We start from the raw sequence: 20,186 nt of genomic DNA, 5'->3' as shown, positions 1-20,186 counted from the left end.
CGTACGGTCTGTCCAGAGCTGCGGGCACAATCGACCGGGGGCGTGAGGGGGGAGGACCGGTGGCACCGATTCCGGGCGATGAGCAGCGGCTTCCGGGCGATGAGCGGCGGCGCGGCAGGGTCACGATGCGCGACGTCGCCGACCGGGCGGGCGTCGGGCTCGCGACCGTCTCACGCGTGATCAATGGCAAGCCCGGGGTGGCGGCCGACCTGGTCGAACGCGTCAACGGCGCGGCCCGCGACCTCGGTTACCGGCACGACGTCACGGCCAGCAGCCTGCGCCGCGCCGACCGGCGGACCGGGACGATCGCCCTGGTCCTCGAGGACGTCGCCAACCCGTTCTCCTCGCTCCTGCACCGCGCCGTCGGGGACGCGGCCCGCGCGGAGAGCGTGCTCGTGCTGACCGGCAGCAGCGACGAGCAGCCCGAGCGCGAGCGGGAGCTCATCGACACGTTCACCCTGCGCCAGGTCGACGGCCTGATCGTGGTCCCCACCGGCGGCGCCGACGCCGAGTTGGCGGCCGTGCGGCGGCAGGGCACGCCCATCGTCTGCGTGGACCGCCTCGTCGAACTCGACCAGGTCGACACCGTCACCGTCGACAACCGGGAGGGCGCCCGCGCCGCCGTCCGGCGCCTGCTCGACCTCGGTCACCGGCGCGTCGCGTTCCTCGGTGACATGGCGTCGATCTGGACCGCGCGGGAACGCCACGCGGGCTACCTCGAGGCGCACGCCGGCACGGGGGCGGCGGTCGACGAGCGGTTCGTCCGCCGGGAGATCCGCAGCGCCGACGCCGCCGAGCGCGCGATCCGCGAGATCCTCGGCGCGGACGAACCGCCGACGGCCGTCTTCGCCGCGCAGAACCTCCTGACCATCGGCGCCGTCCGGGCCCTGCAGCGCCTCGGCCTGCAGGACCGCGTCGCGCTGATCGGCTTCGACGACTTCCCGCTCGCCGACATGCTGTGCCCCGGCGTCTCGGTCGTCGCCCAGGACCCCGCCGAGATCGGCCTCATCGCCGCGCGGCTCCTCCTCGGCCGCATCGGCGACCCCGACCGCCGGCCCGCCCGGCACGTCGTCGTGCCGACGACCTACATCCCCCGCGGCTCGGGCGAGATCCCGCCCGGCCGCTGAGGGCGGCGGGCCGGGTCCCGGAACGAAGATTCGATCTACCTTGTAAAGGTGGCGGCCGGCGCGCGGCATTCGTGATCATCGGCCTGCCGGTCCCGCTTTCTTTGGATAAAGGGCCAGGAAAGGCCAATAGGAGTTCCTGGTGGGCTTTCACTGCCTAGGCTTGGGCGCATGGTTCCGCAAGGCCGCCCAATGGGCATGGACGCCACGGAAGGATATGTGCTCAACACCGAGGAGGGACGTCGGCTTCTCGCGCTGTTCGACTCATTGACGACTTTGAGTCCCTGGCGTCTGACCGGCAGGCCGTTCCCGGTGGTCGCCCTCGAGTCCGCGGACCCGCAGGCCGACGTCGGCGCCTACATCGACGCGCTGGAACAGGCGGCCTTCGAGGCGCGCATACCGCATATCAGTCCCGGACTTGAACCCGCCGCGGAAGACGCCGACCTCCGTCTTCTCGACAAAATGTCCGAACCCGGCGCCTGGCGATCGCTCCGCCGTGAGTTCGGGCGGCTCAAGTTCCCCCGTTCGGATCTGGTCAAGTCACTCGAACAGGCCATCGCACGCGCCGAGGCGAACGACACCAGCCCCGCCGACGAGTGGAACACCGCCGCGGCCTCTTTCTCTCCCGCCTTACGACCGGGCAGGGCGCCGGTCTGGTGGTGGTCGGTGGTCGGCGTCACCGCGACGGCGATGCTGGGTGGTTTCATGCAGGGGCTGGCCGACAAGGTGACGCTTCCGACCCTGCTCATCGGCGCGGCCCTGCTGGTGGTCCTGCTGGCATTCCTCGTCGTACTCCTGCGGCCGCGGTCCTGGCTGGCGATCCTCACCAGAGTGGGATTCGGCAGCCGGTACCGGTGGTTCGCCACCTCGTCCTTCTTCAGCGTGCTCGGCGGGGAGGGGTTCGACGGGCGGCTCAAACGAGTGCTCGGCCGGATGACCGCCAAACGCGGAGCCGACGAGTTCCGGCTGCAACTGAAGTGCTTCGCGTTCCTGGAGGACGTGCGGGCGGCGCACAAGAGGCTGTCGCCGAATCTGCGGGGGTTCAAGCGTCCCGGGCCGCCCGTCGTCCTCCTCAAGGGCATCACGAAGGACAACGGCGGGATCGAGCTGCTGTCGGCGATGAGCGACATCCGCAGCCGCCGCAGCGAACTGCACCCGCTGCTGGTGATCGCCTCGGTCGACCACGTGCACCGCCACGAACTCGACGATCTGGCGCCTCCGCAGCACGACATCGACGTCTCCATCGACGACCGTTACGACGACTGGGAGGCGTCCCTGGGAATCGCGCAGGCGCCCAGCCAGCAGGTGGCGCTGCCCTGGGTGCTGCGGCTGCCGATCCCGGCCAGGCGGCCGGGCCGTAACCCGCCCGCTCCGCTGCCGGTGCGGCACCGGCCCCGCTGGACGTGGGCGTGGTCCGCGCGATCCCTCATCGTGGCCCTCCTGGTGGCGGCGGTCGGAGTGCCGTACCTGCACCATCGACTGGCCACGAGGTACTGCGAGGTCGGGTTCCCCTTCGCCGCCAACACCGACTCGCGGCTGCTCGTCGATCCGGAGGGCAGCCGGGAGTGCGTCGGCATCGCGACCAGGGGAGTCCGCTTCGAACGCGGGGTGACCAGCATCGGTGTCGACGGCAACCGCATGCCGCCGCGCGAGACCGCGGACCTGGCCCTCTCCCAGGGCAGGTTCAGCCTCGCCGACCTGGAGAGCCGGATCGACCGCGAGAACAAGACGATCACGCGGTTGCGCCAGCCGTACGTGACGGTGCTGTACGCCGGGATCCTCACCGCGGCCGAGGGAAACGACCAGAGCGTGGTGAGCGGCATCCGCGCGCTGGCCGGGGCCTACCTCGCCCAGGTGGGCAACAACCGGACCGGTCAGCCCGGCGCGGTCGGGAACCGGCTGAAGATCCGGCTGCTGCCGGTCAACGTCGGTGAGGACATGAACTTCTCGCGGCAGGCGAGCGACGCCATCCTCGCGCTGGCGCGGCGCGACCCGACGGTGGTCGGGGTCGTCGGCATGGAGCGCAACACCGACGCCTCACAGGCCGCGATAACGCGACTGAGCGACGCCGGGCTGGCCGTGCTCGGCACCGTCAACTCCTCGGACCGGCTCCCGCAACTGCCCCACTACTACGGGCTCGCCTCCACGGACCATGACGAGGCGTCCCTCGCGTCCTACGCGGCCCACCAGGCGCTCGGCGGCCGGTCCTCGCTGCACGCGATGATCGTCTCGCGGGACCCCGGCGAGACGAAGGACCAGTACAGCGCCGAACTGGCCGCCGATGTCGAGCGGCAGTTGCGTTCGGCCCGCGTCTCGACCGTCCGCTACAGCGGCGCGGACGACATCGGCGGCCAGATCAGGACCGCCTGCGCCGCAGCGGACGGCGACCCTTTCGATCTGATCTATTTCGCCGGTCGCGCGGAGGACATCTACAACCTGATCAACAACCTCGGCGACGGCGGTTGCACGAAACGACCGCTGACGCTGCTGGGCGGCGACGAGGTCGCGCGAGCACGGTTCGGCAGCGGGCAGCACGACGTGATCCTGCCGCCGGGCATCAAGGTCTACTTCACCAGCGCCACCTACCCCAGCAATCTCACCGCCGGCGGCAGGGACCGTTTCACGCCCTTCTTCACCCTGGCCCGCAACAACCTCGGTGTGGGGGCGGAGAACCAGGCGCTCCTGGCGGACGGCCAGATGGCGCTGACCTATGACGCGACCTCCGTGCTGGCACAGGCCGCGCAGCAGGCGTTCACCGCCCTCGCCGTCCCGGCGAAGAGCGGATCACTGCTCCCGGGCAGCCGGACGATCACGTCGGGCAGCGTCCTGCTGGAGCTCAGGTCCCGCCGGTGGGACAACGCGGCGACCGGTGCCGTCGACTTCACCAAGGACGATCACGACCTGAACGGGCCGGGGAACCGGGGACTGACCCTCGTCCGGGTCACCGTCGACGCCGGGGGCACCCCGAGATACGAACCGGTCTGCGGACGGATGAACGGCGGCGGTAAGGTCGCCGACCTGCCGCTCTGCCCCGCGGATGAGGGGCGGCCGACCCGCTGACAGATTCTCCTGGGCGTTCTTGATCTACAACGTAAAGGAGGCTGGCCGGTGCGGTCACCGGAAGTCGCGGCTGCGGGCCATCGTGGCGACGGGCAGCCGCTGCAACCGGGTGGCGACGAGGTTGGTGGCGCCGTCCTGGCGTTCGAGGCGGCCGTGGACGAGCAGCGCCTGCGCCTGGAAGGCGACGTTGCGGTGGCGCTCCCAGATCTGCGGGCGGCACAGGACGTTGAGCATGCCGGTCTCGTCCTCGAGGTTGAAGAAGATCACGCCGTTCGCGGTCCCCGGGCGCTGCCGGTGCGTGACGACGCCGGCGACCAGGATGTTCGTGTCGCCGGGCACGTCCTTGACCGCGTTGAGGGGGACGGCCCCGCGCTCGTCGAGGGCGGCCCTGACATGGGCCATCGGGTGGTGCTCGGCCGTTCCGGTGGCCCACAGGTCGGCGATGGTCTGCTCGACCATGGTCATCGGCGGCAGCTCGGGGGCGGCGGTGCCCGGCGCGGTGCCGGGCAGGTGGCCGGGGCGGGTGTGGGCCAGCGCGCCCGCCGCCCACAGCGCCTCGCGGCGGCCGAGCCCGAAGCAGCCGAACGCGCCGGCCGTGGCCAGGGCCTCCAGCGCCGCCGTCGACATCGGCACCCGGCGCACCAGGTCCTCCAGGTCCGCGTACGGCCGGCCGGCGGCGATCCGCTTCGCGACGTCCTCGCCGAGGTTCCGTACGGACGACAGGCCCAGGCGGATCGCGGGCTGCGGCTCCGCGGGCGCGTGCGGGAGATCCCCGGCCGGCGTGTACGGGGCCTCCAGCGTCGCCTGGTCGGAACTGGCGTTCACGTCCACGCCGCGGACCCGCACACCGTGCCGGCGGGCGTCGCCGAGCAGGGTCTGCGGGCTGTAGAACCCCATCGGCTGGTTGCGCAGCAGCCCGGTGGTGAACGCCGCCGGGTAGTGCCGCTTCAGGTACGCGCTGGCGTACACGATGTGCGCGAAGCTCTGCGCGTGCGACTCGGGGAACCCGAAGCTGGCGAAGCCGAGGATCTTGTCGTACACCTCCTCGGCGATCTCGGCGGGGATGCCGCGTTCGGCCATGCCGCTCAGCAGCCGGTCGCGGAGCCGCTCGACGCGCTCGGGCGCGCGCTTGGCGCTCATCGCCTGCCGCAGCGCGTCGGACTCCGCCGGGGTGAACCCCGCGCAGTCCACGGCCAGTTGCATCATCTGCTCCTGGAACAGCGGCACGCCCATCGTGCGCTCCAGCGCGTTGCGCATCAGCGGGTGAGGCAGGTCCGGCGGCTCGTGCCCGTTCCGGCGGCGCAGGTACGGGTGGACCGAACCGCCCTGGATCGGGCCGGGCCGGATCAGCGCGACCTCCACCACCAGGTCGTAGAACGTCCGGGGCTTGAGCCGGGGGAGCGTCGCCATCTGCGCGCGGGACTCGACCTGGAACACCCCGACCGTGTCGGCGTCACACAGCATCGCGTACACGTCCAGGTCGTCCGGCGGGATCGTGTGCAGGTCATAGCGCCGCTCGTGGAACTCGCCCACCAGGTCGAACGTGTCGTGCAGCGCCGCCAGCATGCCCAGGCCGAGCAGGTCGAACTTGACCAGGCCGACGGCGGCGCAGTCGTCCTTGTCCCACTGCAGCACGCTGCGCCCCGGCATCCGCGCCCACTCGACCGGGCACACCTCGCCGATCGGCCGGTCACAGATGACCATGCCGCCCGAGTGGATGCCCAGATGCCGGGGGAGCCGCTGCATCCGATCGGCCAGCGCGGTCACCGCCTCCGGAATGCCGTCCGGCGGCAGTGGTTCGTGCGGTGAGAGTTGGCGGGACCAGGCGTCCTGCTGGCCGGGGGAGAAGCCGAGCGCGCGGGCGGCGTCCCGGACGGCCATCCGCGGCCGGTAGGTGATCACGTTGGCGACCTGGGCGGCCCGGTCACGGCCGTACCTGTCGTAGACGTGCTGGATGACCTCCTCGCGCCGGCGGTTCTCGATGTCCAGGTCGATGTCGGGCGGCCCGTCACGGCCGGGCGACAGGAACCGCTCGAACAGCAGGTTGTGCCGTACGGGGTCGACGCCGGTGATGCCCAGTGCGTAGCAGACCGCGGAGTTCACCGCCGACCCCCGGCCCTGGCACAGGATGTCGTTGTCCCGGCAGAACTCCACGATCTCGTGCACGATCAGGAAGTAGCCGGGGAAGCCGAGCTGCTCGATGACGTTCAGCTCCCGCGCGATCTGCCGGTACGCCCGCGGCGCCCGTCGCCGCGTCCCGTACCGCTCGCGCGCCCCCTCCTCGACGAGGTGCCGCAGCCAGGTCGCCTCGGTATGGCCGGGAGGCACGAGCCAGTCCGGCAGGTTCGGCGCGACCAGCTCCAGGTCGAAGACGCACGAGCGGCCCAGTTCCACCGTCCGCTCCAGCACGCCGGGGAAGCGGGCCAGCCGCGCCGCCATCTCCGCCGCCGACCGCAGGTGCGCGGTGCCGGTCGCGGGCAGCCAGGAGTCCATGTCGTCCAGGCCGCGCCGGGCCCGTACGGCGGCGAGCGCCTCGGCGAGCGGGGCGTCCCTCGGCGCGGCGTAGTGGACGTTGTTCGAGGCCACGACGCCGACGCCGACCCGCCGGGCGAGGTCGTACAGGGCGTCGTTGCGCGCGTCGTCGAGGGGCTGGTCGTGGTCGATCAGCTCGGCGAAGACGTTCTCCCGCCCGAACATCTCGGTCAGCGCGCGCAGCTCCGTCTCGGGGTCCGCGCCCGCGTGCACCGCGCCCTTGCGGCAGCCGGTGAGGATCACCCAGTGCCCGCCGTGCGCGGCGGCCAGGTCATCCAGGTCGTAGACGGGACGGCCCTTCTCGCCCCCGGCGAGCTGCGCGCGGCTGATCGCGGCGCTCAGCCGCCCGTACCCCTCGACGTCGCGGGCGAGCACCAGCAGGTGCCGGCAGCCCGGATCGGGCTCGCCCGCCGCGGCGGCGGGCAGGTCCAGGCTCAGCTCCGCGCCGAAGATCGTGCCCACGCCGGTCCCCTTGGCGGCCTCCTTGAGGCGTACGGCCCCGTACATGCCGTCGTGGTCGGTGACCGCCAGGGCCTCGACGCCGAGCCGGACCGCCTCCTCGACCAGCTCGTCCGGGCCGGAGGCGCCGTCGAGGAAGCTGTACGACGAGTGGCAGTGCAGCTCCACCCAGCCGCCTCCGCGCGACGGCAGCCGTACGGGCGGCGCGGGCCGCTCCGCCGGCGCCGCGCCCTCACCTGCGGGCGAGGACACGCCCCAGGACAGCCGCCGCTCGAACTCCCGCCACGGGATCCGCGGATTATCGAACCCCATGACGGCCCTCCGCGTTCCCGGCGGCCCACGCGGGCACCGCCCCTGAGCCTCGCTCCGACGGGCCGGGCGTGGTCGGTCTCGAGGTGCGTACGCCGCCCGTGGCGCCTGGACCTCTTGGCCTCGGTCGGTCAGGCATAGTCGGCCTCGATGTACCAGCGGCCGCCTTCGACGACGAGCAGGCGCGCGCCGCCGTCGGCGGTGACGACCTGGAACCGCGCCCGGCGGCGGAAGCGCGCCGGGTCCCACCAGCGCTCCCGGGCCGGCCACGGACCCGCCCACGCGGTCACCGGCAGGACGCGCCCGTCGACCTCGATCTGGTGGGGCGGTGCGGAGACCACGCAGCGGGCGCTGACCGTGACCGGCGCGCCGTCGGCGCCGGTCACGCGGACGGGCAGCGGGTCGGGATGGACCACCGCCGGCGCCGGGTCGGGGATCCGCCCGGGCCACCGCCCCTCCGAGGCGGCGGGTTCGGGCGGGAGGTCGCCGACGGGTACCCGGACGACGCGCTCGCCGGGCCCGCGGCCGCCCACGGGGTACGGCCGGGTGATCCCCTGGTGGCCGAGCATGGCCTGGACCCGCGCGGCCGCCCGCATGATGCGGTCGGAGACCGTGACCTGCCCCCACAGCGCCTCCTGCCGTCCCTCGTCCGGGACGAGCTGGTCGGGCAGGAGCCTCAGGAGGACGATGCCGCCGACCCCCTCCTCATCGGGCGGGGCCTCCCAGGACGACAGCTGCCAGCGGACCCGTTCGGCGACGGCGAGGGCGGACAACGCCCCCCTCTCACCTCCGTGGCTACGCCCCGCCACCCCCCCATCGTGCCGCCACAGCCGGGACTGCGTACGGCCGTGGGCGTCCGTCACCTCGACGCCGATCCGTACGCAGGTCAGGGCCTCGGCGGCGAGCGCCTCGTGCAGACGCTCGGCGAGTGTCTTGGCGGCGAAGACGACTTGTTCGGCCGCCGCGGCGGGCGGGTCGAACTCTGTCGTCACCGTCAGGTCCGTGTGCGGCGGGCGGGGCGCGGGCGGCCGGGCGTCCAGCCCCCGCGCCAGCCGGTGCGCGCGTACCTCGTCCGCGCCGAAGCGGCTCGTGACGTGCCGGGCCGGGAGTGCCGCGAACGCGCCCAGTGTGTGGATGCCGAGCCGGGGCAGCAGATCGGCGAGCTCCGGCCGGCCCAGGACGGTCACCGGGTACGGCGCGAGGAAGTCCGGCGTCCCGCCCGGCGGCACGACCGTGCCGCCGTCCGAGGTGCGGGCGGCGAGTTCGGCGGCGAACAGGCCGTCCGCGACGCCCACGCCGCAGTCGAAGCCGCGCTCGACCACCGTGTCCTGGACGTGGATCCGCAGCGACTCCTCCGCCGCCTCCCGGTCGGTGCCGCCGTGGTAGCGGGCCGCGCCGCGCACCGGGATGGCGCAGACGCCGGGGCGTACGACCTCGACCCAGGGAGTGATCGTCGAGACGGCGGCGGCGACCGTCTCGAAGAGCCGCCCCTCGGCGTCGGGGTCGCGGTCGCGGACCACCAGCCCAGGGCAGTGCCGCTGCGCGTCGCGGAGCCGCTGCCCCCGGCGTACGCCGGCGGCGCGCGCCGCCGCCGAGCACGCCTCGACCCGGGCCGAGGCGACCACCGCCGCGGGCGTGCTCGCGTCCAGACCCACCGCGGTGACCGGCCAGTCCGGGCACCACACGACGAGCACCCGCGGCGCGCTCATCGATCCACCGCCGGGGCCGGTGCATCGGGGAGTGGCGCGTGCCTCATCCGGCCACGGCCTCCAGGCGCGCCGGTCCCTCGTGCTCGGCGACGGTCACGGTGCCGTCCGGTCCCGGTAGCCACAGCCAGACCCGGCGGCCGGGGGCGGCCGCGCCGCGCCCGGAGAGCGCCACGAGCGCGCGGCGTCCGCGCAGGTGGCCGGTGCCGTCCCCGACGCCGGACCACTGGTTCGCCTCGACGCGTAGCCGCAGGGCCGCGCCCGCCCACGGCCCGGTCGTGACCAGCGCGCAGCCGTTCCGGCGCGCGATCGTGGTCAGCCGCCGGGCGACCGGCGCGGGAGGCTCTTCCGGCGGTCGTACGATCACCATCGCGCATCCGTCGGTCAGCGCGGCGACCACGTCGGCCCACCGCCGGCCCGGGTCGTCGACGAGCAGGACCCGCATCGGGTCGAGGCCGCCGTCCGCGCCGCCGAACGCCGCGGCGGCCGGGACGTACGCCTCCGGGAGGCCGACGACCGCGCACCAGCGGTCCCCGAGCCCGGCGGCCAGCGCGAGGGCCAGCGCGGTCGAGCCGTCCACGCCGGTGACCGTGCCGGGGCGCAGGCCGCCGCCGGGGATCACCGCGCGCAGCGCAGGCAGGACAGGGATCAGGCCCATGCCCGCCAGAGACGGGAAGCCCGCTGTGACCTGCGACGATAGCTCGCTCACTCGTTAATCATCGAACATTCATTCGACTGAAATCAAGTCGATCGTCACGTGCAACGGCGGTTCCGGTTGCATGATCGGAACATTCCAGTGCCCTAGATGCCATGGTCACGAGGGATACGTCAGGTGCCGTGACCGCGATCCTGTGGTTTCGGATCCCGCCTCCCGGAGGCTCGCGGGTGGTGCGGCGAGGCCGCGTACGGCGAGGCGTCCGTGGGCGGCGGGCGGCCGTACGAAACGCTCGGTAAGGGCCACCGTGACCGCCCCTCTGATGCCCGGCGCGGCGGGGCGTGTCACACGCAGACGGCGCAGTACATCATCTGGCCGGCGTCACGGGCCCGGCGGGCGAGCCCGACGAGATCGTCCATGACGGGCCGCATCTCGTCGGGCTCGAACCAGGCGACGTGGTGGAACTCCTCGATGCCCGCCCACAGGGGGGCCGCCTGGGTCAGTTCCGCTTCTGTGGCGGCGGCCAGAGTGTCCCGTGCGACCGCGCTCAACTCGACCAGCAGGCGTTCGTCCTCTTCTGAGGTGAGCGGCTCAGGGGAGGGGACGTGGTCCGTCGGGATGCCGAACATCAGCAGGAGCGGTGCTCGGGGCGTGGGGGAGGCGGACGACGAAGGTCGCGCCCTCGCCCGGCGCGGAGATGACGCCGACGGCGCCGTCGTGGGCCTCGGCGACGGCGGCGACGATGGACAGGCCCAGGCCGGCCCCGCCGTGTTCGCGGGAGCGGGAGTGGTCGGTCCGGTAGAAGCGTTCGAAGACCCGCCGGCACTGGTCCTCGGCGAGCCCGGGTCCGTGGTCGGTCACGGAGATCTCCACCTGGCCGCCGGCGACGTCGATCCGCACGGTGGCGGGGGCGCCCGCGGGCGTGTGCCGTCGTACGTTGGCGAGCAGGTTGTCGAGGACCTGGCGCAGGCGCATCGCGTCGCCGAGCACCACGGCCCCCTCCGCCGCCTCCAGATCGATGGGCCGGCCCGGCTCCACGGCGCGGGTGCCGGCCACGGCCTCCGCCGCGATCCGGGCCAGGTCCACCGGTTCGCGGTCGAGCGGGCGCCCCTGGTCGATCCGGGCCAGGAGGAGCAGCTCGTCGACGAGGGCCCCCATCCGTTCGGCCTCCGCCTCGATGCGGGCCATCGTCTTGGCCAGGTCGTCCGGGCGGTCGGCCGCGCCCCGGCGGAACAGCTCCGCGTACCCGCGGACCGTCGCCACCGGCGTGCGCAGCTCGTGGGAGGCGTCGGCGATGAACCGCCGGAGCCGCTCCTCGGACGCCTCGCGTTCGCGGAAGGCCGTCTCGATCTGGCCGAGCATGTCGTTCAGCGCCTGGCCGAGGCGTCCGACCTCGGTGCGCGGTTCGGCGGGTTCGACGCGGCGGGACAGGTCGCCGGCGCCGATCGCGCGGGCCGTGCCGCTGATCTCCTCCAGCGGGCGCAGGCCGCGGCGGATCGACCGGCGCGCGAGCAGCCCGACGGCGGCCAGCGCGATGATCGAGACGACCACCTCGACCCGTGCCAGGTGATGGATGGCGCTGTCGGCGTCCCGGGTCGGGATGCCGATCAGCAGGATCTGCCCGTTCGACAGCCGGGAGACGCGGACCCGCCACGGGTGCAGGTCGCCGATCTTGAGGATCCGCGCGCCGTCGGGGTTCCGCGCCGTGCCGGCCGAGGGAGCGGCGTGGGACGGCAGCGGTGGCGCGTCCTGCGCGGCGAACGTCTGGACGACCCGGCCGTCCGCCGTGCGGACCTGCATCAGGGACGGGACGGCGCCGCTTTCGGCCAGCACCTGGGCCAGCCACGCGCCGTGCGGGCCGACCGGGAGGGCGCCGCCGGGGCCGCTGCGGTCACCGATCGCCGTCTCCATCGCCTTGCCGACCGCGTTCAGCTGCCGGTCGGTCCGGCGGACGATGTCCGCCCGCAGCGTCGCGAAGCTGCCCGCCGCGGCGACCGCCAGACCGGCGGCGAGCAGGCCCAGCAGGGTCAGGACGAGGCGTCTGCGCAGGGACATCATGACGGCCGGGGCAGGCGCAGGACGTATCCGACGCGGGGCACCGTGTGGATCAGCGGCGGGTCCACGGTGTCGACCTTGCGGCGCAGGTAGCTGATGTAGGTCTGGACGACGCCGTCGTTGCCGCCGAAGTCGTAGTCCCAGACGTGGTCGAGGATCTGCCGCTTGGACAGCACCCGCCCGGCGTTGACGACGAGGTACCGCAGCAGCTTGAACTCGGTCGGCGTGAGCTCCAGCGGCGCGCCGCCCCGGGACACCTCGTAGGCGTCCTCGTCGATCTCCAGGTCGGCGAAGCCGAGCCGCGCGGCGTCGGTTCCGCCGGGGCGGCTCGTCCGGCGCAGTACGGCCCGGATCCGCGCGATGAGCTCCTCCAGGCTGAACGGCTTGGTCACGTAGTCGTCACCGCCGACCGTCAGCCCGGCGATCTTGTCCTCGGTGGCGTCGCGGGCCGTCAGGAAGACGACCGGCGCCTCGCACCCCTCGCGGCGCAGCCTCCGGCAGGTGTCGAGCCCGGACCCGTCCGGAAGCATCACGTCCAGCACGATGAGGTCCGGCCGCAACGCCGTGACCCGGGCGAGGGCCTCGGCGCCCGTGCCCGCCACGGCGGACTCGAACCCCTCGTAGCGCAGCGCGGTCGCGACCAGGTCGGCGAGGTAGGGCTCGTCGTCGACGACGAGGACCCGGATGGGGCGGTCGGTCACGGGGCCAGTGTCCCGCGTCGCCCTGTGAGAACGCTGTGAGAACCCTGTGACAGAGAACTCCCAGAACAGGCACACGGTGCTGGAAGAGCGGGCTGCTGTGCTGGCCCGCATGGAAGGATTCTCCCGATTCGTACTGCGGCACAAGCTCGCCGTGACGCTGGCCTGGCTCGCGCTCACGGTCGCGGGCGTGCTCGCGACGTCGCAGATCGGCGGGCGGCTCACCGCGCAGAACGCCATTCCCGGACAGCCCTCGTACGAGACGAACGCGGCCATCGCGAGGACGTACGGCACCGGCGGGCGCGGCGACCCGCTCGTCCCGGTGATCACCCTGCCCGCGGGGCGGACCGTCGACTCGCCGGGCGTCCGGGCGGGGATCGGCCGGGCGTTCGCGGTGGCCGCCACGGCCGTGCACGGCCGCGCCGTCTCCTACGCCGACACCGGCGACCGCCGCCTCGTGGGCCGCGACGCCCGTACGACCTTCGGCCTCGTCTACGGGCCGGCCGGGCAGGGCGGCGGGATGCGCGCCCCGGACCTGACCGGGCCCGTCACGGCGGCGATGCGCGCGGCGCTTCCACCGGGCGCGGCGCTGCGCCTCACCGGGATGGAGCCGCTGCAGTCCGGCGGCGGCGGATCGGGCCATGGCCCCGACGTCCTGTCCGAGACACTGGTCGGCGGACTCGGCGCGCTGGCCGTCCTGGCGTTCGTCTTCGGATCGCTGCTCGCCCTCGTCCCGCTGCTGATCGCGGCGTGCTCGATCCTCACGTCGTTCCTCGTGGTGTACGGGCTCACGACGGTCACCGACGTGAGCGTGATCGTGCAGTTCATCGTCGCGCTGATCGGCCTGGGCGTGGCGATCGACTACTCGCTGCTGCTGGTGACCCGATGGCGCGAGGAGCAGGCCGCCGGGCACGAGGGCGACGAGGCGGTACGCCGCGCGATGGCCACCGCCGGGCGCGCGATCGTCTTCAGCGGCGGGGCGGTCGCCATCGGACTGGTCGCGATGGTCGTCCTGCCGGTCCCGTTCCTGCGCAGCGTCGGCTACGGCGGCATCATCATCCCGATCGTCAGCGTGGTCGCCGTGCTCACCCTGCTGCCGGTGCTGCTGGCGAGGTTCGGATCGCGGATCGACCGGCCCCGGCTGCGCAGGGGCGGCGGCGCCGGGCGCGGCTGGTCCGCCTGGGCGCGGGGCGTCGTACGGTTCCGGTGGGCCGCGGTCGCCGCCTCCGGCGCGGTCCTCGTCGCCCTCGCGGTCGCGGCCCTCGGCCTGCACCTGGGCGACCCGGAGAGCGACGCCCTCGCCTCGTCCGGGCCCGCGTACGAGGGCCGGGCCGCCCTCGTCCACTCCGGCGTGCCGACCGGCGTCCTCACCCCGATCGACGTCCTCGTGCCCCGGGGCGGCGACCCGGCGGCGACGGCCGCGCGCCTCACCCGGCTGCCCGGCGTCGTCACCGCCGTCGCTCCGGACACGTCCGCCTGGCGTCGCGATGGCACCGCGCTGGTCGCGGTACTGCCCGCCGCCGAGGGAGGCTCCGCCGCGGGGAAGGACACGGTCCGGCGCGTCCGCGCCGCCGTGCCCGCCGGGGTCGGGGTCGGCGGCTCCGCGGCCGTCGGCGTCGACTTCGCCAAGGCCGTGTACGGGGCGTTCCCGCTGATGCTGACGCTGATCGCGGTGGCGACGTTCCTGCTGCTCGCCCGGGCGTTCCGGTCGCTGCTGCTGCCCCTGAAGGCGGTGCTGCTGAACCTCCTGTCGCTGGCCGCGATCCTCGGCGCCATGGTCCTGGTCTGGCAGGACGGCTACGGGTCCAAGCCGATCTGGGGGATCGCCGCCACCGGCTCGATCACGGAGTTCGTCCCCGTGATGGTGTTCGCGTTCCTGTACGGACTGTCCATGGACTACGAGGTCTTCATCCTGGCGCGGATGCGCGAGGAGTACGACCGGACCGGGTCGACGCGGACCGCCGTCGTCGAGGGCATCGGCCGCACCGGCCGGCTGGTGACGAGCGCGGCGCTCATCCTGTTCCTGGCGTTCGCCTCGCTGGCGTCCGCGCCGATCACGGAGCTGAAGGTGTTCGCGACCGGTCTCGGCCTCGGCGTGCTCCTGGACGCGACGGTCATCCGCGCGCTCCTGGTGCCGGCCCTCGTGTCGCTGTTCGGCCGCTGGAACTGGTGGCTGCCCCGCTGGGCCGCCTGGGCGTTGCGGGTCCGTCCCGCCCGGCTCCCGCCGGAACCGGTACCGGACCCCGTCCCGGCCGGCCGCCCTTAGGACCTGTCCGGTGGATCTTGTGGCAGTACGGAGACCAGTCTGATCACTGCCCGATAGCGGCGGGTTCGTCACCCCGGCCGGCCGAGCCGACACGCGGGACGGCTCCGGTCCGCCACCCACGGTGTACCGAATGCTCGGCGACCGCAGCCCAGGACAAGGGCAAAAGCCCCCATATCGACACCACGGGCGAGGCTTTCCCGAGCATCCGGTACGACCCCGCACGACCACCCCGAGGAGATAAAGGGCAATCTCCACAGGTCGCACACCCGGGTCGCCCGTCCGCTTCCACCGGCGTCTACTCAGCGGAGAATTTTCTCCGCTGAGTAGACACCACCAGAAACGACGCCCCACCCAGCGGGCGGACCGGCCGGCGCCGCACGCATCCCTCGCCGTCACGGATCGACCAGCACGTGATCCACCGGACAGCACACCTAGCCGGCGCGCCGGACGTCCCGCGTCCGGCGGACCCGGGTCGGCCGCTCCTGATCGGTGCACCAGAAGTCTCGCGTCCAGCGGATCCGGCCGGCCGCCTCCCGACCAGCGTGCCGGCCGGGCGGGTCACCGCGGATCCCGCCGGGACTCCGGACCGCCGCCCGTGACGGGCGGATCGGCGAATCCGCCGAACGGCACGGGGCGCGACCGCGATCGAGGAGGGCCGTCCCCGAGCGCGCGGGTGGGTCAGCGCAGCGGCGGCACCGCACCGCAGGGTGCCCACGCGACGGTGACGCCGCGCAGCGTCGAGGCCCAGGGCGCGGCGATCGCGGCGAGCCGGACGGCGTCCGGCGGCGTGCGGCCCAGCCCCACCGCGAAGCGCGTCGCCGCCGGTCCCGTCTCGAACGGACGGGGCCAGGCGTGCGCGTCCGCGATCCCGGCCTCCTCCAGCCCGGACAGCAGGGCCCGAATCCGGCCGCGGGCCCGGCCGAGGGTCATGCCGAACTCCTCCACCGGCGTCTCCCGCACCGTGATGACGGCCCACGCGGCGTGCCGCCGGTGCATCGGCGGGGGCGACAGGAGACCGGCCACAGGGTCGCGTCCGGTCCCGGTCTCCTCCAGGACCTCCCACGCGCGGTAGAGCTCCTGCGTGAGGAGGTCCCGTACGCCGGGCCCGACCTGGTCGGAGCAGGACCGGACCGGGGCGGTCGGGGTAATGATGCGTACGGCCGGCGCCGGTGCCGCCGGATCGAGCGCGGCGCCGCCGGAGACGGAGAGCTCCGGTGCGGGGCGCTCCGGTGTGGAGACGCCGGAGATGGAACGCGCCGGTGCGGAGACGCCGGACGTGGAGCCCTCCGGCCGGAGCACGACCGGCCGCCGCCAGTCCCAGGCGGCCCACGTGCCGAAGAAGTGGCGGAGCAGGTCGCCGGCTGGCCGATCCCTGGCCTCGTGCACCGCACGCGCCGCCAGGATCGCCCAGGCGAGGCCGGGCAGGCCGCCGAACGGGGCCGAGTCCAGGCCGCGTGCCCCCGCCCATTCCTTGACCTGCCGGGCGAGGCGGGCGAACCGGTCGCGGCAGCCGTCGACCGCGGCCAGGACGGCGTCGGCGTCGCTGACGGCGCTCAGCGCGATCGCGGGCGCCTCGCCCAGCTCCGTACGGCGCGCCACGGCCTCGGCCGGCGCGATGTCCCCCGTGGCGACCACCATGAGATCGACGGCGAGCCCCGAGTTCCGAAACCGGAGGCCGGGCACCCGCGCGCCGGTCACCTGGCGTACGCCCGCCGCGTCCGGCAGCGCCGCCGTCACCCTCGCCCGCACCTCCGCCGGATCGGGGGTTCCCGGCAGCGCCGCCACCACGTCCAGGTCCGCGCCGGCCGGTGCGCACTCCATGCGCCGGGACCCGACGACCTCGACGACCCCCTCCACCAGGCACGCGCGGAGCCGCTCGACGACCGCCCGCGCCGTCGCGGCGTCCTCCTGGGCATGGCGCGCCGTCCGGGCTCTCGTCTCGTCGGCGTTGGCGCGCCGCGGAGTCCGCGCTGTCGCGGCGTCCTCCTGGGTACGGCGCGCCGTCTGGGCCCTCGCCTCGTCGGCGTTGGCACGCCGCGCCGTCGTGCCCTTCTCCTCGGCGCGCCGCCCGGACTCCGTCGCCGGCTCACCCGGAACACCGGCGGAGATGTCGACGGCCACGCCGTAGTGGTCGGACGCGAACAGGCCGTCCGGAGTCATCGGAGAGTCACCGGTGAGGCGCGCGGCGGTGGCGCGGAGGGTGGAGCCGCCCAGGAAGACCCGGTCGAGCCGGGACGCGCGGCCGGACAGCGACGACACGGCGGCCAGCGGATTGGCCACCGGGTCGAAGGTCGCGGTCTGATCGCCGGGGCCGTGCACCTCGGTCCAGGCGTCCCGCACCCCGAGCACGCCGGCCAGCCCGCCGTCGCCGTCGTTGAAGTCGCCGAGGAGGACGACCTCCCCCTCCACATGCGCCGGCAGTTCGGCGAGCCGCGTCAGCTCGGCCTCCCGCCGGGCGGCGCCGTTCTCGGTGTGGTCGCTGGTCAGATGGGTCGCGGCCACGACGACCGGGCCCACGGCGGACTCCACGGTGACGGCCGCGACCCCCTTGTGCGGGCCGAGGACGTGCAGGCCCGCCTCGCGCACGGGCAGGCGACTGAGCAGGAGGAGCCCGATCTCGTCGACGTCGGGCCCCGACGGGTCGGTGCTCAGCGTGTAGCCGGCGCGCACCCACGGGGCACGAAGCAGCAGGTCGAGCAGCGGGGCCTCGGCCTCCTGCAGCGCGATGACGTCCGCGTCGGCCCGCTCGAGGGCCGCCAGCAGCAGCGGCCTTCGGCGGGCGGTCTCGATGCGGTCGGCGTCGTAGCGGTCCCACAGGGTGTTCCACGTCAACACCCGGAGACGGGCCGGCGCGGACCCACCGGCTGCGCGACCGGCGGCGGCTGCGGGACCCACATCGGCTGCGGGACCCACGGCGGCCGCGGGACCGGCGGAGGCTGTGGGGCCGCTCGCGGCCGCCGCCGGTCGCGCCGACGCTCCCCGGCCGGCGACGGGGGCGGGTGGCTCGGTGGGACGCCAGCCCGCGCCGGGATCCCACGCCACCGGCGTCCTGGCGGTGAAGAACGGAGCCCGGAGCCCGCGGGCCTCCCGCACCCGCCCCGCCGGTGACGAGTCGACGCGGTCCACGCCCGACCGGCGGTCCCAGACGACCTCGCCGTCGGCCTCGACGAACAGGATCCGGTGCCACGGGATGTCGCCGCCGGGGACGAACGCGGGCAGCGGAACACGCTTGGGCGGAGCCCCTCGGACATTGATCCCCAGCAGGAACCGCGCGGCGTCGAACCGCGGATCCCAGCGGATCCGGTGGTAGATCTCCTCACTGGTCCGCATGGCCGCTCCTCGTGTCCGCCGGGATCTCGTCGTCGATGGCCCCGGCGACGTCGCCCACCTGTCCGTCCGGGCCGGCGTACCACGTGCGGTGCGCCTCACCCGGATAGGGCGGAGAGAAGCGGCGGAGCTGCGCGGAGAGCACGGCCGGCGGAACCGGATTCGCGCGCTCCGCGTTGCGCCGGGCCAGCAGGTCGCCGGGGACGAGCAGGACCGCGTGAGTGGTCAGCGCGTCGTACCGGTCGGCCACGGCGCGCACCAGCGAACGCTGGTGACGGTTCAGCGCGGTGGCGTCCCAGACGACGGTCGCGCCGTCCGCCAGGAGCGCGCCGAGCCGGTGCAGACCGTCCCGGAGGACCTGCGGGTTGGCCCGCTGGTCCGCGCGCGAGCCACGGGCCTCGCGCAGGTCGTCGAGGGAGACCACCGCGTCGACGCCGGGAAGGGCGCGCGCGAAGGTGCTCTTCCCGCTGCCCGCGGGCCCTGTCATGACGACGAGCCGGGGAAAGTCACCCGACCGCCATCGCCAGGTGAGCGTCACGGCCTCCTCCGGCGTGGCGATCCGGCCGAGCGCGTACGCCTCCCGTGCCTCCGCCCAGCAGCGGTCCGCGACGTCCCGGCCGGCGCCCGTCCCCGCGACGTCGGCGAGGGCCTGGCGCAGACCGGCCCGCAGTGGTTCCAGCGGCGACTCGGTGAGGAGCCCGGCCTCGTCGGCGTGCAGTTCGGACCAGCCGACCTGCTCGCGGGCCTCGGCGGCCTCGGCGTCGTCGCGCCCGGTCAGGACCGCGGCGGCGACGGCGTGCAGTACACCGACGTCGGCCATGGCCGCGAGCCGGGTGAGACCGACGCGCCGCGCCTCGTCCGGGAAGGGACGGTGCAGACCGGGGTGCAGGCCGACCAGGTCCGCGACCCGGCGGGCCTGCGGCACGCCGAGAGGCGCCACCAGCCGGGGCATCAGCCGGACCCGGCCGGCGCCGTGAAGAAGGGCCGCCAGCAGGCCCGTCAGCCGTTCGTCGCCGGAGCGCCCCAGCAGGTCGAGGCGGGCGGAGACCTCGGCGACGATCGCCTCGGCGCGCTCGACGGCCGTCTCGGTACGCCGGCTCGTTCCGGCGGCGTCCGCCGACGCGGCGGAGGCATCGGGCGCGGACGTATCGGGGGCGGACGTATCGGGGGCGGTCAGGTCGGCGATGGTCATCCCCACCGCGTCGAGGAGGGCCGCCGCGCCGGGGAGCGCGCCGGACCGCGCCTGCCACAGCGCGGCGGCCGGGCTCAGGCCGTTCTCGACGACGGGGCCGAGCATCCAGTGCTCGTCCGTGCGTACGTGCGCCGGCCGTACCCACTTGGCGACCCGGTGGCCGAACTCGTCGCGGGGGAAGCCGTCGACGGTCCGTACGACGTAGCCCTCCTGCCGCCGCGTGTCGAGGCGGAGCGCCCGCAGGCGGCGCTCGTCGAAGACGCCGCGCCACAGCACGGCCGGTACGGGTACGCCCAGCCGCCGGGCGAAGCGCACGGTGCGGTCCCAGTCCAGGCAGTGGTCGCCGTCCCACACGGAGAAGAGGTAGAACCAGCTCTCCAGGTCCTGGTAGGCGATCGAGTGGCGGGCGTAGAGGTTCTCCCCGCAGACCCGCACGCCCACCGGGATCCGGCGCGCGATCCGGCCGTGCAGCGCCTTGATCCAGGCGCGGGACGGGTGATGCGCGCTGTCCAGCGAGCGGGCGTGCAGCCCGTCGGGGTACATCGTCGTGTTCTCCCCGTCGAGCTTCTCGGTGACCACGACCTCCCGGCCGGCGAGCCCGGACAGGCCGGCGGCGCGCACGTCGTCCGCCCCGACTCCCGGAGACCAGGGCAGGTGGGGAGTGCGGGGATAGTGCACTCGCATGATCCACTCCTACCGGCGACCTGACGACCTCGGGGCCGCGACGACCCTAGGGGAGGCGGGTCGGCGAATCCATCGAATTAGTGGCGATCCGCGCGCTCGTCGGCGGCGTCCGGTGAGCT

At 74.2% G+C, this 20,186-nt stretch carries 11 protein-coding genes; 3 read left to right on the top strand and 8 right to left on the bottom strand.

The window, feature by feature from the left end; translation table 11 throughout:
- Positions 1-59 precede the first annotated feature (59 nt).
- On the top strand, positions 60-1,127 hold the full coding sequence (locus ABD978_RS19785) for a LacI family DNA-binding transcriptional regulator (RefSeq protein ID WP_345356189.1): 1,068 nt from the start codon (positions 60-62) through the stop codon (positions 1,125-1,127).
- A 195-nt stretch (positions 1,128-1,322) separates the two neighbouring features.
- Entirely contained in the window at positions 1,323-4,184 is a 2,862-nt protein-coding gene (locus tag ABD978_RS19780) for a type 1 periplasmic-binding domain-containing protein (protein WP_345356186.1), read from the top strand.
- A gap of 54 nt (positions 4,185-4,238) precedes the next feature.
- Here the strand turns inward: ABD978_RS19780 and ABD978_RS19775 are convergent, their stop codons facing one another.
- The 6 genes from ABD978_RS19775 to ABD978_RS19750 form a co-directional block, all read right to left on the bottom strand.
- Positions 4,239-7,487 carry an error-prone DNA polymerase gene (locus tag ABD978_RS19775; protein ID WP_345356183.1) on the bottom strand — a complete coding sequence of 1,083 codons (3,249 nt, stop codon included), beginning with the start codon at positions 7,485-7,487 and terminating at the stop codon, positions 4,239-4,241.
- A 128-nt stretch (positions 7,488-7,615) separates the two neighbouring features.
- Positions 7,616-9,193: a DNA polymerase Y family protein gene (locus tag ABD978_RS19770; protein WP_345356180.1), complete on the bottom strand. Its 1,578-nt coding sequence runs from the start codon at positions 9,191-9,193 to the stop codon at positions 7,616-7,618.
- 43 nt (positions 9,194-9,236) lie between these two features.
- Positions 9,237-9,899 (bottom strand): hypothetical protein, encoded by a 663-nt coding sequence (locus ABD978_RS19765; RefSeq protein ID WP_345356177.1) that lies wholly within the window; start codon positions 9,897-9,899, stop codon positions 9,237-9,239.
- A gap of 290 nt (positions 9,900-10,189) precedes the next feature.
- Entirely contained in the window at positions 10,190-10,474 is a 285-nt protein-coding gene (locus ABD978_RS19760) for a hypothetical protein (protein ID WP_345356174.1), read from the bottom strand.
- Positions 10,437-11,903 (bottom strand): sensor histidine kinase, encoded by a 1,467-nt coding sequence (locus ABD978_RS19755; protein WP_345356170.1) that lies wholly within the window; start codon positions 11,901-11,903, stop codon positions 10,437-10,439. The genes ABD978_RS19760 and ABD978_RS19755 overlap by 38 nt, the downstream gene beginning before the upstream one ends.
- Positions 11,900-12,601, bottom strand: coding sequence for a response regulator transcription factor (locus ABD978_RS19750; RefSeq protein ID WP_345356167.1), 702 nt, complete (start codon positions 12,599-12,601; stop codon positions 11,900-11,902). Before ABD978_RS19750 ends, ABD978_RS19755 begins: the two co-directional genes overlap by 4 nt.
- Positions 12,602-12,647: 46 nt before the next feature.
- On the opposite strand from ABD978_RS19750, the gene ABD978_RS19745 reads away from it, so the two are divergent.
- Positions 12,648-14,864 carry an MMPL family transporter gene (locus ABD978_RS19745; RefSeq protein ID WP_345356164.1) on the top strand — a complete coding sequence of 739 codons (2,217 nt, stop codon included), beginning with the start codon at positions 12,648-12,650 and terminating at the stop codon, positions 14,862-14,864.
- A gap of 678 nt (positions 14,865-15,542) precedes the next feature.
- On the opposite strand, the gene ABD978_RS19740 is transcribed toward ABD978_RS19745, so the two are convergent.
- Positions 15,543-18,194, bottom strand: a complete 2,652-nt coding sequence (locus ABD978_RS19740; protein ID WP_345356161.1) for a poly(A) polymerase — start codon at positions 18,192-18,194, stop codon at positions 15,543-15,545.
- Positions 18,181-20,067 (bottom strand): RNA ligase family protein, encoded by a 1,887-nt coding sequence (locus ABD978_RS19735; RefSeq protein WP_345356158.1) that lies wholly within the window; start codon positions 20,065-20,067, stop codon positions 18,181-18,183. Before ABD978_RS19735 ends, ABD978_RS19740 begins: the two co-directional genes overlap by 14 nt.
- Positions 20,068-20,186 lie beyond the last annotated feature (119 nt).

The organism is Actinoallomurus liliacearum, from assembly GCF_039542035.1.
Taxonomy (GTDB): Bacteria; Actinomycetota; Actinomycetes; order Streptosporangiales; family Streptosporangiaceae; genus Actinoallomurus; species Actinoallomurus liliacearum.
This window is presented reverse-complemented; position numbering and strand designations above follow the sequence as displayed.